Origin of the sequence: Sulfuricurvum sp., assembly GCF_028713855.1 — a bacterium.
Classification (GTDB): Bacteria; Campylobacterota; Campylobacteria; order Campylobacterales; family Sulfurimonadaceae; genus Sulfuricurvum.
Map to the genome: position 1 here is coordinate 17,391 of NZ_JAQTNN010000016.1, position 13,585 is coordinate 30,975.

Sequence of the window (13,585 nt, forward strand, 5' to 3'; positions counted from 1 at the left end):
TTATCCTTTTTGGATATTCAGTGTCTTGTAATTGGTATAGAGGACGTTAGCCCCCTCTTGCACCTTAACTTCTCTTCTAGGAGTATAATCGACCAAATAGCGCCCCTTCTCAAATACCGAGAAATCAACACACAATTTTGCCGCCGCTTCAAGGAGCCGTTCGGGAAGCTGCTGTTTATCGGTTGTAATGACGACATGGGCGGAAGGACGGTCTTTTAGGTGCATCCAGATATCCCGTGCTTTTGCATTTCTGAGCAATTCTATGTTCCCTTTTTCACTTTTGCCCAAAGAGACTTTTACCCCTTCAATCCAAAATTCGGCAACCAAATCAGACGTTTTGAGCTTTGTTCCTCCGGTTTTACTCGGAAATAACAATCCGATCTCCTCAGGCGTAGAGGCCTCAGATACCGTCTGGATAAAGAGTTCATGATGACGGATTTTGGCTTCGAGGTTCGTCCGTTCTTGATGTAAACCGATCGCTTTTTGTTTTGCTTTTTTAGATCGTTTGAAAAAGCTCTCGGCACATCCTGAAGCGCTGTTGCATCCTGCGGGAAGTTCTAACCGAATCGGCGTACCGTCAAAATCATTCAACGCAGCACTCTTTTCATAAGGCTTTATCGTGTCCAAATTAGCAAGAACTAAATGCCCTGCGTGCTGAAGTCTTTCCGCTTCTTCCATCAATTCGGATTCGCTCTCAAGCGTATCTAGATGCTTTTTAAGCGTTGCCAAACGCTTCTTCAGAAGAGCTTTTTTTTCTGCTTTAAGCCGCTCAAGTTTATCACCGCTGCGACGGCGAAACTCCTCAAGTAAAAAGAAACGAACATCCTCCAATGGGTAAGACTGAGGTTCGTAGGGCGGTTTAGGCATTTCGTCCAAAACCTGTCCTACTCGCACACTCCGCGTCGAAACTTCTTTGTCGATATGACGCAGTGCTTCCAATACAACTTCATCTTTATCCAAAATAATGACATTGGTGTTTTTTCCGGTAAACTCAAACTGCAAGATCGTTGTTTCCGATTTGTATGAGCCGCTGGTATTCACTGTGATACGGATGATTTTATCATGGTTGTGAAGGGTTATCGACTGGATCGTCGAACGGTTAAACCGTTTGGCCAGCAATACGTCAAACGGAGCCTGATAGACTTTGCCCCGATTGGCAGCCTCACCGATGCTGATTGTCGAATTCCCTCTCTGCATCTCGAAATTCCAGCTGTTATCGCGATCAAATATCAACCGAATACTCGTATCGTCGTATCGGTATGCCGCAACAATATGGGTGAAGCGGTGCATGTGTGCCGCAATCTGTTCTAAATAAGAAAATCTCATATTTTACCTTCGCTTTAGTAAAAGAAAATTACAATGATGCCATCTTACCGATAATGGATACCCGATATGAATCTTTTCAATACGATCAAAGCTAAATTTATCGTCAATCTTGTGGCAGCCGTGGGCGCCATCCTCGTTAGTGTCATTGTAGCATACTTCATCGCCACCGGTTCGATCAAGACGATCATGACCAGCGATCTCAATACCGTTGCAGACGCTTTGGAGAAAAATGTCAACTATATTGCAAAAATCGAACCCAAGGCTTATGAAGATGAAGCGTTTAAAGATGATATCAAAAGTATAAAAATCGGTAAAAGCGGTTATGTCTATTTTATCAATGCCGATGGGGTCATGACGATTCACCCAAAACCGGAGGATGAAGGAAAAAACAAAGCAGGACATGATTATATCGACCACATTCGTGCCGACAAAGCAGGCGGTATATATGAATACGTCTCCTCCACCACCGGTCAGGACAAAATTGCGGCATATCGCTATATTCCGGCATGGGATATGTGGGTCATTCCCGGGATCAATAAAGGCGATTATTTTGAAGAACTCAAAGCAAGCTTTTTTAAATGGTTCCTTATTCTCGGCAGTGTACTCGCGGGAATATTAATTGCGATCAATTATTTTTCCGGTACCAGTATCCTCCGACCTATCGAAGAGCTTGATCACGTCTCTTCCGATTTGGCACACGGAAACGGAGATTTGACCAAACGGCTCCCTATTCTCAATAAAGACGATGAGATCGGGATAGCAAGCCATTATTTAAATCAATTCATCGGAAAAATCCAAAGTACCATCAACGATACCAAACATATCACCACTTCCGCAGTACGTTCTACAGAAACGCTGCACAGCGCAGCTACCAATCTCTCGGCGCAGTCGGAAAAAACCAATACCATCGCTCAAAATACCAATACGACGGCGGCTGAAATCGGTGTAACGCTGGAACAAAGTGTCAACATGGCAAAAAGCACCCTTGAAAATAGCCAATCTACCGAAAAAGAGCTGGGGCATGTCCGTGAAATAGCCAATGCGATTACCCGTGAAGTCCATAAAACTACTGAAATGAGCAATGATCTCTCCGAACGTTTCGCGCAGCTTTCCAGCGATGCCGCCAGTGTCAGCGGTGTTCTCAGCATCATTTCCGATATCGCCGATCAAACCAATCTTCTCGCCCTCAACGCTGCGATCGAAGCCGCACGTGCCGGAGAACACGGACGCGGATTTGCTGTTGTTGCCGATGAAGTACGTAAACTTGCTGAGCGAACCCAAAAAAGTTTGACCGAAATCAACTCAACCATCTCTATCGTCATCCAATCGATTTCGGATTCTTCCGACATGATGAACTCAAACAGCGAAAACATTGAACGTCTCGCCGAACGAAGCGAAGAGATCGATGTAAAAATCAATTCGGCATCAAACGCACTGCGTTCTAATGTCGATGCAAGCCATAAAAGCGTTCAGGAAGCTGAAAATATGGCACGTAAAATCAACGAAATCATCAGTAAAGTTTCTGAGATGTCCAATCTCTCTGAAAACAACCAATTAGAGATCAAACAAATCTCGAAAATTGCCGGCGAACTCTACAATGCCGCCACAAACCTCAATACGCAATTGGGGCAGTTTAAGTCCTAAAACCCTTTTCGCTATAATTCCTTAAAACAAAAAAGGGAGAATAGCGATGCATGCACCGAAGGGATTTGGTAAAACCTATTTCTCTCTTGCCGCTATTCAAGCCTACGCTTCACAAATCCGGCTTATTCAAATTATCCATCAGATACTTTGGATTTGTCCAACACACCCTATTCATACCTATTCTACTGTTTCACCACCAAAAAATGTCCTTAAATCATCCCTTATTACGACTATTATTCAAGGACATTCATGTTTAGACCAACCCTTTCGCTTGTCGCCTGTGCGACCCTCGTTGCCTCATTAGGGGCTAATACTCTTCAACTCGAACCGATCACCATAACTTCAAACGCTATTGAAAGCAATGAGCTTCAGGCACCGTATGCGGCTGAAATTTATACGGCGGAAGATATCAAAAAATCGCATGCACAAAATATTTATTCTTTTCTAAATGAGAACACATCTCTTGTTACCTCATCTGGATATGGCAATTCCTTTTCCCAAAAATTGGATATTCACGGTTACGGGATAGGTGACGGTTATCAAAACATCGTTGTTACTCTCAACGGACGCCGTTTAAACAACATTGATATGACCGCGCAGTTATTAGGTTCTATTCCAGTAAACACCATTGATCGTATTGAAATTCTCAAAGGAGCCGGTTCGGCGGTTTACGGTGATGGAGCTAACGCCGCTGTTATCAATGTTATAACCAAAGAGGGCAATCACAACGAACTCGGCTTTTACAGCGGCAATTATCATACTCTCGGACAGTCGCTTTATCTCTCCTCCTCCAAAGACCGTTTTTCCTATGCTCTTCATTTGGATCATTCCGATACAGACGGTGTTCGTGTTGTTGATACAAATAGTAATCGAGACCAACAAAAAAGTACCGACGGCGGAGGAGAGTTTTCTTATCGTCCTACTGATAAACTCGAAGTTCGTGCAGGTGCACAATTTACCCGCAACGACTCGATTTACGGTCGTCCAATGACGCTCGCAGAGTACAAATCTAATCCGGCGCAAGAAGGTTCGGCCGGTTATGGAAGTACCCGCCAAAGTTTTAAATCCAACGTACTAAACAGTGGATTGATTTATACTCTCAATGAAAACACCTCAATCGAAGCGACAGGATCGCGGGAAATTAAGCAACTCAACTACATTACCTATGGCAGTATTGCAAACTACCGCTACGATGAATTCCGTACTCAGATCAACTACGATTCAACTCAGTTTAAAGCAGCCACAGGGGTCAATGGGACAAGGGGGAAACGGGAAGGATATGGCAATGAAACAAGTAAAGACAATAATGCTCTTTACGGAACAATCGAATATCATGCTGATAAGCATACTGTTTCTGCAGGCGGACGCCATGAAAAAGTATCGTATGAATATCTTGCTTCTTCAGCAGCCTCTTCCCAAAATAATTCATTAAACGGATACGAAGCGGGATACGTTTACCAGCTCTCTCCTGACCAATCCGTATTTGCCCACTATGCCCATGCCTATCAAGCTCCTGACATTGATCGTTTCTTCAACTGGGGAGGAACCTTTAACGGATTCATTCAGCCGATGAAAAGCGATACCTATACCCTCGGCTATAATTTCATCACACCGGAAAACAAACTCAAAATATCGACCTTTTACACGAATTTGGATAACGAAATATATTATCACGCCGCAACCTACACCAATACCAACATCGACCAATCCCACAAATACGGCATCGATATTTTTAATCAGTGGCTTATCAGTGAGCGGTTCAATATTACCGCTAATTACAACTACGTTCAAGCGATTATCGACCATGAACAAGAATCCGGTGATGACTACTCAGGGAAAAAACTTCCCGGTGTCTCCAAGCATAACGCTAAAGCGACACTGTCATATCTACCCAATACCCATACCACGTTTTCTCTAACGCAGCTTTACCGCTCATCTGCCTATGCCCAAGAAGATTTCAGCAATAGTTTTTCTCAAAAGCAAGATGCCTACTACTCTACCAACCTCTCGGCTACCTACGCTAAAGACAATTATGAAATCTTCGCTAAAATCAATAATCTTTTTGATCAATCAAACGGCATCTGGATCAATAACGACGAAATATATCCCGTCGATTTTACCGCAACGTTCACTGCTGGATTGAAATTTATTTTTTAGGGTCTTATGAAACTTCATTTCCATCCCTATCTCCGATACAAATTTCTAAACTCCCTCTTTACCGGTATGGTGGGAGGCTCAGTGTTTACGATTTACGGATCACTCAGCCCTTCTACCTTTTCGGTAGGGGGGATTATTCTCGCCCTTGGATTGATGGGGATGGCGTACGTGTATCATCACCTGATGACGTTAAAACGTTTTTTTATCCTTTCGTTTTCAGCAGAAGCAGTGATGCTTTTGATGATTGGATACTTTCTCATTTTTCCTAAATATCAACTTACTGCGCTTATCGTTTATGGAGCCTATCAGCTCTCATTTATATTCGGAGGCTATTTGGTACGGGCTGAAACCCATTTTGCCCGTAAAGCACGGGTTATGGGTTGGATCGATATCGCCAAACAGCAAGGCTATCTCGCTGGGCTTCTCCTCTCGTACGGATTTTACAAAGCCTTGGAACACTACGGTTCAGTCGATGCAAAAGTTCAGGTTTACGGACTTCATATTATCTTATTTCCGTTAGAACTTGCCATCATTATGTTACTGTTTGGGGCTTTTAGGGTAAAATAGAGGAGTTTTAGAGAGGAGAGTGTATGCGAATTATTGCTTTGCTGATGGCGTGGTCGTTTCTTGCCTTCGCCTCTCCTCTTCTTCTCACCTTCAAAGGTAACGAAAAAATATCAGATAGCAACCTCTACGACGCGTTGGGCTTGCGAAAACCCTACGCGATAGAGGTTTGGGAAGCACATCCATCTATCGAATCTGCGGCAATTTCCCAAAGTCTCTCCGCATTGACAAGTTTTTACCGATCCAAAGGGTTCTACCACGCAAAAATCACCTCTGAAACCAAAGAAAACGGGGTTGTTTTCAAAATAGAAGAAAATGATCCCATCATCATCGGTGACGTCAAAATCAACAGTCCGATAGAAGTGAACTCAGCGGTTACGCTTCATAACGATGACGTATTTGATCAGGAAAAGTTCTCTGCATCCAAAGCCGAAATTAAAAAACGCTACGCCCAAGCGGGCTATTGCAATGCAGACTTTAATTCCAAAGCGTGGGTCGATATCGAAACCAATCATGCCTATCTTCTCTTCGAAGCGACTCCCGGAGAACCCTGCACCTTCGGTGCTGTCAATGTCGAATCGACGCCGAATATCAACGGAAAACTTACTGCCTCAATGCTCCGTTTTAAAGAGGGCGATCCCTACAGTGTCGAAGCCATCCGTCAAAGTTACGAAGCCCTATATGCGCAAGAAGGGGTAACACGGGTTATTATCAACGATAACGAGCGTAACGGCAGCGTGGTCCCGATCCTGCTCAATATCGAAGAGGCCGAACTTCCGATCCGCTTTACCGCAGGGTTAGGGTACAGCAGCGATGAGGGAATTACCGCTCAAACAGGACTCAAACACCGCAATTTTTTAGGCAATCTCAAAACTCTCTCTCTGGATGCTCGTTATTCACAGATTAAGCAAGAAGCCTCCGGAACATTTGGTCTACCGCTCGAAAACCGGGGGCTTTTAGGTGCTGAAATCGGGTATAAAAATGAGATTTTCGACGGCTATAAAACCGAAAGCACCTATGAAAAATTAACCGCTAAATACCAAGACACCCCGGGATCAGCCATGTTTGGCGTGTTGTTGGATGAGGTTCAAACCTATCAGAGCCAAGACATCACTACCTTCCCCAACAGCAAGCTATTTATCGCTTCACCCATAGGCGAACTCAACTATGATACACGGGACAAGCCGCTCAATCCGACCAAAGGGTATTGGCTAAATGCCAACCTAATGGGATCGTTGTATACCCCAGGACTCTCGGATGCTACCTATTTTAAATCTCTCCTCTCTGCCGCATACATCACCAGCATGAATGCGCATGTATTTGGTGCCAAAGTGAAATGGGGAACCCTCCGAATCTACGACGGCTCAATTCCTTCATCCTATCGATTTTACGCAGGGGGGATGAACTCCAACCGTGCGTACACCTATCGGGATTTAGGTTCCAAGAACAGTGACGGCGATCCAATCGGGTTTGCATCGATAACGGAGGGGACGCTAGAGTATCGATTTCCGATTTATGAAGAGTTTCGAGGGGTTTTGTTCAGTGATGTCACCTTTGCCTCCCAAAATATTCTCCCCGATTATGCTAATGACGGATATTTAGGGGTAGGGGTAGGATTCCGTTATGTTACTCCGGTCGGACCTGTCGCAATTGATTTCGGGATTAATCCCGAAGATACGGCTCAATACGCGATCCATTTTCGAATCGGAGAACTGTTTTGAAAAGGTTCCGTACTCTCCCTTGGCTCAAGTGGCTCAAACATCTGTTTGTAACGTTTCACTTTCTCCTCTACACTATGGTGCTATTGGCTTCAGCCGCTGTGTATATCGCCTTTCGTCCGGATAGCCTCGAAATCGTTAATACCTATTTCCTCGAACCGTTCGATATACACTATTCCCGTGCCGAAGGGTCATTGCTAGAGGGATTTACTATCCATAATCTCCACAGCAAAAAAATAACGGCTAAAACTCTCATTCTCAAATACAACCTCGTAAAAATGTTAGAGGGAGAACATACGATCGACTCAGTTCATATTGACGGATTACAGCTCCATTTGGACGACTTTTTAACCGATGACAACGCCCCGTGGCCTTTTCCGACGTTCAAACTTCGCGAAGTAGTGATCACCAATCTCCAGCTTATCAGCAGTTATCCGATCGAACTGGATATTCATGCCAAAAATGGGAACTATGATGGAAATGTGATCAATTTTGCATCATTAGATGCGACTCTCAAATCTCGCTATGCCAACGGTGCGATTCATGGAAAAGTATCTAAAAATGCCCTCGTCGGAACAGGTGATCTGTATCCGAATGCGGTCGAGCTCGCTCCCTACAGCGAGAAATTCACAACATTGCCCCGCGTAGTTCGGCTAACTATAACCGAACTCTCCGATACCAAAGCGCTGTTACAAACCTCCATTGCGAGCCTCACGTCCAAACAAGATGCTACCGTGAGTGCCAACACCATAGCGCTTGATTTTCGCTATCGGTATGATGATGAGTATTTTGATGTCGATGCAACCTATGTGCTTCAACGCATCCAAGATTCAATGCAAACAAAACAACATTTGCGCTATACCCTAGAGGGCAAAACGGCAACCGAATTCGACGGACTCATCACCTCGCTTCAACCCCTTCCGGCTAATACCTTGCATGGAGAGGTTACAGATGATGCAAACGGAGTGAACGGCACAGTATCCCTCGATGGAAGTACGCTGCATCTCTCCAGCCCTGATTACGACCGTTTTACATGGGATATGGGAAGTAATCATCAAAATCTCGCTTTTATCCCTTCCCTTCCAGAATTTTTACGTGCTTCACCCTTGCAGATAAAAGCGCATGGTACCTATATCCTCAGCACCAATGCCCTTGAGGGCTCTCTTGATGCCGCGCACAAGTCTGCCCTCTTTAAAGGGAAATTTTCAACCTTAAACGACCATCATTCTCTAAGCGGAAACCTCACACTGCCAAGCGATGCACCGCTGTGGAAAAGCTGGAAACATAAACCGCCTGAACAGCTCATGATCTCACTCAGTAACGAAGCTAATGCTACTCGCATCAACCTCTCCGGAGATTCTTTAGCCCTATCGGCTGCTCTGATTGGAGAAAACATCAAAGGTTCAGGCAACTATATGGGTGCTTTTTTCGATTTTCAAGGAGGGATATCCGCCAACCAAAGCACCCTTCAAATCGATACTCTTATACCCTCTTTGTTTGCCACTCTCTCCAAACTGGAACCTATCGAACTGAATCACGGAGAATATTACGATATGGAAGTTCGGGCAAAAACGCAGGTTACATTAAACGACACTCTCCATATCCAAAGTGATCTTACCATCCCCTGGTATGCGGCAGTGCTTGATTCTCAACGCTCTTTCGGGGGAACAGACGGTCAAGTCCGTATCGAATACAATGACGGTAATATCACCATTCCCCACTACCGTCTCGAAATTGCCGGGCATGACGTGATGAGTGATAAAACTTCCCACATGCATCTAGGAGCGGATGGAAAGCTTAGTATTGATGAATTTTGGATGTACGATACGCTGCTCCTCAACGGAACAATCTCTCCCGATTTGAGTGCATCGCTGCGGCTTCGATCGGATCGTTTCAGTTATCACGGTCCTGAAGGCTCTGCCCATGCGGGAGCCGATCTCACCTTTGAACGCGATTCACAAGCCAATCAAACACTTGCGGGCTCTTTAAACATATTAGACGCTACGATCACCTACCTGCCGCTGCAACAGCTGAAAGTTATGGACGATGATATTGTGATCATTCAAGATGTCCGTCCCCCTAGTCATATAAAACTGGCTATGAACCTCCATATAACGGCTCAACAGCCGATCCATTATCAAACCAAAGAGCTCGATTTGCGTCTCAGTCCTGATATCACTCTCTGGAAAGACCCTACCGCTCTCATGCAAATTTTAGGGATGGTAAGTATCCCTTCCGGCACCGCTAAAACGGGCGGGAAAGAGTTCACGATCAAACCGAGCGAAATCTATTTTGGCGGTGATGTTCCCCTGAATCCCTACCTCAATCTGACCATTGCCCATGAAGTCGATTATAAAAAAATCCTCATCTATGTTACCCACACTCTCGATTCACCGATTTTCCTATTCAGCTCCGATCCGGTGATGACCCAAAACGATATCATGAGCTATATTCTCTTCGGTGCTCCGGCCAATACGGCAGATAACAGTACCTCCGGCGTCCGTGCCGATGCAACAAACTTTATGTTAGGGGCAGGTCTAAAAGGACTTATCAACGGAGCGACCAAAATTCAAATCGATACGATGAATATCCTCACTACTGCCGAGGGAGGTATGGGGTTTGAAGTGGGCGCCCGGCTAAACAAAGATCTCCGCGTCCTCTATAAAAATGATACCGTTTCCAGTGTCTTGATCCAATACACAGTCAATCGATGGCTCCGTCTGGATGCCGATGTCCATGAGCTTGGACAAGGAATTAATGCCGTTTATATCAAAGATTTTAGAGACTTTCTCCCACATAATAAGCCCGTTAAAAAATAAATCTTGATATCCGTCAAGATCTATTTCCACTGATTTTTCTATACTTGCAGTTATACTTTAGCCAAGGATTCTATTATGATACTCGAATTTATGCGTGACGATCACCGTGCCTGCGACCACCTTTATGCCGAAGCAGAAAGTGCCTTGCTAGCAAAAGATGCTGAAAAAGCCAAAACGATCTTTGATCAATTTTACACTGCCACCAACCACCATTTCGATATGGAAGAAAAAGAGCTTTTTATCACCTTCGAAAAGCGGACAGGAATGATGGGGGGACCGACACAGATGATGCGTTATGAGCACCAACAGCTTCGCAGTTTAATCGAATCGATGCGTCTTGCCCTGAATGAAAACCGTACAAACGATTTTTTCGGTATTGGTGAATCGATGATGATTATGCTCCAGCAGCACAACATGAAAGAGGAACAAATGCTCTATCCAATGATCGATCGAACCCTGGGCGGTGATGCAGAACTTATCATACAAACATTGAGGGATATGCCGATATGATTCTTCTCGATACTCGAGAACTCGATCATCCTATCCCTTTGGAGATGGCAGTCGATGCATTTAAAACTCTTAAAAGCAATGAGGTTATCCACATGATTCATCGACGTGAACCGATCCCGCTGTTTGAGATCATTACAAAAAACGGCGGACGCTATCTCTCCTACCAAGATACAGATCAGCTATGGCATATTTATATCACACGCGATGGTGATCTGGAGGCATTGCGTGTTTGAGGGATTATCACTCGATCAGGCGCCGCCGATTTCCGTCGTTCTCCGATTTTTTCTCAGCGTACCGGTTTTTGGAATATTCTTATCGGTGCTAATGATGCTCTACCCAACACAGATTCTTACAGTGAATCATCCTCTCTCACTCGCCGCGATTCATCTGCTGTTTTTAGGGGTCATTACGATGAGTATGATCGGTGCACTCTTTCAAATGCAAAGCGTCCTCGGCGGACGCCCTATTCCTGCACCACTGGGAAATGCCTTTTTAATTCATATTTTATTCAGCGTCGGCATCTTTACGTTGGCAGGGGCTTTTATCACCCAGATCGCTCCGCTCTTTGTTTTAGCCGCCACCCTCTTAGGGAGCGGTATCGTCTATACCGTTTTTTTAATTATCCCTTTACTGTTTAAAAGCAGCCTCCATGACACCCTCAGAGGGATGCGTCTGGCACTAATTTCTCTTTTTATCACCGCACTCCTAGGGATCGTTATGGCAGACGCTTATGCAGAGGGAAATTTCTCGACATTTCACGAGGCCATTCGAGCAACACACTACTCGTTTGCCCTTATCGGCTGGATCGGTGCGCTGATTATCGCGGTCGCATTTCAGGTAGTCGAGATGTTTTACGTCGCCACGCCGTACAGCGACTGGTGCAAACACAACGTTTTTCGCATCATCCCAGCCGCGCTCATCCTCAAAACGCTATGGCTCTTTTTGGCGCTTCCCTATGTTTGGGTGTTTGATCTTCTGTTAGCCGCGTTACTGATGGGATTTTTTACCACAACCGTGCGTCGGCTGCGTGAACGCAAACGACGTGTTAGCGATGTGAGTATTTGGTTTTGGAGTATAGGGATGGGATTATTGTTTGTATCACTGATCGCCTATGGAGGCTATCTTTGGAATATGGAAGAAGTGATTCTACAGATTGCCGTTATCGCGTATGCACTGTTTGCTCTCTCTATCATTTTAGGGATGATGGGAAAAATCGTCCCTTTTTTAGTCTGGTTTCATCTCAGTTCAGCAGGATACATGGATGCCCCTATCATGTCGCATGTTATTCCTCTTAAACGATCCCAATCGCTGTTTGGTTTGTTTGTTCTCGTCTGTGGTACAGCCGTCATGTCGGTATTGTATCCGCCTCTATTCATACTGACAGGGGTATTCTCCTTTGCCCTGTTTGCACTTTTGGGCTACAACCTCATCCAAGCATTAAAACTATACCGTTACACCCTCACTCACGGTACACGATTTACACTGGAGTAATACACATTCAAATAAACGAATCGGTTGATTATACTTCTCACGAGTATGACAATCAACCAACATGTAATCCATCCGGCGATAACATCCGAGGGGAAATGAGCACCTAAACTTATACGTGAAATTCCCACTAAAACCACAAAAAATACCGCGACATACTTTTGCCAAGGGAATACAAATAATGGCCAGATGCTGGCCGCTATCAGTATTGCAAACGAAGCATGTCCGCTGGGTAGACTATGATGATATTCTGCCTCTCCGATAATATAAACCGTTTCAATCGGAAGTGCTAGCGGTGGTCTGGGAAAATCAAAGAAAGGTTTTACTACGCCCAACAACCAGCCATCGGCCAGATAAGCAACGCTAAAGACACTAATCGTACTGATCCAAAGCAACGTATTGGTATCGGCCTGACCATTAGACGTTCTAGCAATGGCACGTGTAGCGATTAGACTCAAGATTGCAAGATACCATGGAAAAAGATGATGTGAGGCTGCAGCCGTTGCTGCAAGCATAATACTGTCTATAAAACCATTATGGATATTATTGATTAGATGAAATATCCAAACATTTAATCCACCCCAATCGTACAAATACCACTTCATAATAGTGCTTCCGTCCGTAATGAGTAACTACTAATTGCCTTCTCCCTCACGGAACACGCTTCGAGCAGTTATAATCGACAGTGGCTTCGACTTGTGTTGTTTCATCGCTTTGTATAGGGCTTTCGGTCGGAACCGAAGCCACCATTGCCATCCCTTTCGCCATCATAGGTATCGGTCGTGATACTCCGCTAAAATTGACCGTGCTCACGAAACACTCCAACCCCGTCTCTTTTGAAAAAGCTTCAGCTTGATCTCGTGCTTTACGCAATAATTCCATACGCAGGTTTCCTTGAGCCGTAGCCTCCTGAACACGACTGACACCCCAATTCAACTCCCCCTGACTCTTTCGGACACCAACAGCCGTAACCTTATCGATTTCCGTACTCAACGCATTGTAAGTATCGATACTCTTAAACTCACATCCGAAGCTAAGATTTGCACTGTAGCCGACAAATTCACGCTTTTGATCTTTGTAGCTATATTGCGGAGAGAGATAATAGCCTCCGCCTTGGCACATCGTTGCATTCGGATCAAACCGTTTTACCTCTGCGACGATGGTATTAAGGTGTTCTTTTATCGTATTTTGATTTTTGCCCTGCTCTTCAAAGCTCAAACTCCCGCGCAGAACATCCGGTTTTAAAAGGGTCTCCACCCGCTCAGAAGTTGTAATATGCATCTGGGCGCTTACTAGTACCGGCAATAAACAGGCTATCGAAAATTTATACATAAGAACTCCTCTATCGAGATATTTTAT

The 13,585-nt window shown here is 44.7% G+C and carries 11 protein-coding genes; 8 read left to right on the forward strand and 3 right to left on the reverse strand.

From position 1 onward, the window contains the following. Entirely contained in the window at positions 1–1,326 is a 1,326-nt protein-coding gene (locus tag PHI47_RS12605) for an NFACT family protein (RefSeq protein ID WP_299938018.1), read from the reverse strand. 66 nt (positions 1,327–1,392) lie between these two features. On the opposite strand from PHI47_RS12605, the gene PHI47_RS12610 reads away from it, so the two are divergent. The 8 genes from PHI47_RS12610 to PHI47_RS12645 all read left to right on the forward strand — a co-directional run bounded on the left by PHI47_RS12610 (position 1,393) and on the right by PHI47_RS12645 (position 12,229). Further along, a complete protein-coding gene (locus tag PHI47_RS12610) occupies positions 1,393–2,970 on the forward strand; it encodes a methyl-accepting chemotaxis protein (protein WP_299938021.1) in 1,578 nt (525 codons plus the stop codon). A gap of 249 nt (positions 2,971–3,219) precedes the next feature. Continuing rightward, a complete protein-coding gene (locus PHI47_RS12615) occupies positions 3,220–5,127 on the forward strand; it encodes a TonB-dependent receptor (protein WP_299938024.1) in 1,908 nt (635 codons plus the stop codon). A 6-nt stretch (positions 5,128–5,133) separates the two neighbouring features. Continuing rightward, a complete protein-coding gene (locus tag PHI47_RS12620) occupies positions 5,134–5,694 on the forward strand; it encodes a hypothetical protein (RefSeq protein ID WP_299938027.1) in 561 nt (186 codons plus the stop codon). A gap of 23 nt (positions 5,695–5,717) precedes the next feature. After that, positions 5,718–7,412, forward strand: a complete 1,695-nt coding sequence (locus PHI47_RS12625; RefSeq protein ID WP_299938029.1) for a BamA/TamA family outer membrane protein — start codon at positions 5,718–5,720, stop codon at positions 7,410–7,412. Further along, entirely contained in the window at positions 7,409–10,228 is a 2,820-nt protein-coding gene (locus PHI47_RS12630; protein WP_299938032.1) for a translocation/assembly module TamB domain-containing protein, read from the forward strand. The genes PHI47_RS12625 and PHI47_RS12630 overlap by 4 nt, the downstream gene beginning before the upstream one ends. Positions 10,229–10,303: 75 nt before the next feature. After that, entirely contained in the window at positions 10,304–10,738 is a 435-nt protein-coding gene (locus tag PHI47_RS12635) for a hemerythrin domain-containing protein (protein ID WP_299938035.1), read from the forward strand. Further along, the gene (locus tag PHI47_RS12640) at positions 10,735–10,971 is read left to right on the forward strand and encodes a DUF2249 domain-containing protein (RefSeq protein ID WP_299938038.1); all 237 of its coding nucleotides are present in this window, start codon (positions 10,735–10,737) and stop codon (positions 10,969–10,971) included. Before PHI47_RS12635 ends, PHI47_RS12640 begins: the two co-directional genes overlap by 4 nt. After that, positions 10,964–12,229 carry a hypothetical protein gene (locus PHI47_RS12645; protein ID WP_299938041.1) on the forward strand — a complete coding sequence of 422 codons (1,266 nt, stop codon included), beginning with the start codon at positions 10,964–10,966 and terminating at the stop codon, positions 12,227–12,229. The genes PHI47_RS12640 and PHI47_RS12645 overlap by 8 nt, the downstream gene beginning before the upstream one ends. Here the strand turns inward: PHI47_RS12645 and PHI47_RS12650 are convergent. Both PHI47_RS12650 and PHI47_RS12655 read right to left on the reverse strand, forming a co-directional pair. Then, positions 12,202–12,831: a phosphatase PAP2 family protein gene (locus tag PHI47_RS12650; protein ID WP_299938044.1), complete on the reverse strand. Its 630-nt coding sequence runs from the start codon at positions 12,829–12,831 to the stop codon at positions 12,202–12,204. The genes PHI47_RS12645 and PHI47_RS12650 overlap by 28 nt on opposite strands. A gap of 46 nt (positions 12,832–12,877) precedes the next feature. Next, positions 12,878–13,558: an SIMPL domain-containing protein gene (locus PHI47_RS12655; protein ID WP_299938046.1), complete on the reverse strand. Its 681-nt coding sequence runs from the start codon at positions 13,556–13,558 to the stop codon at positions 12,878–12,880. Positions 13,559–13,585: the final 27 nt, after the last annotated feature.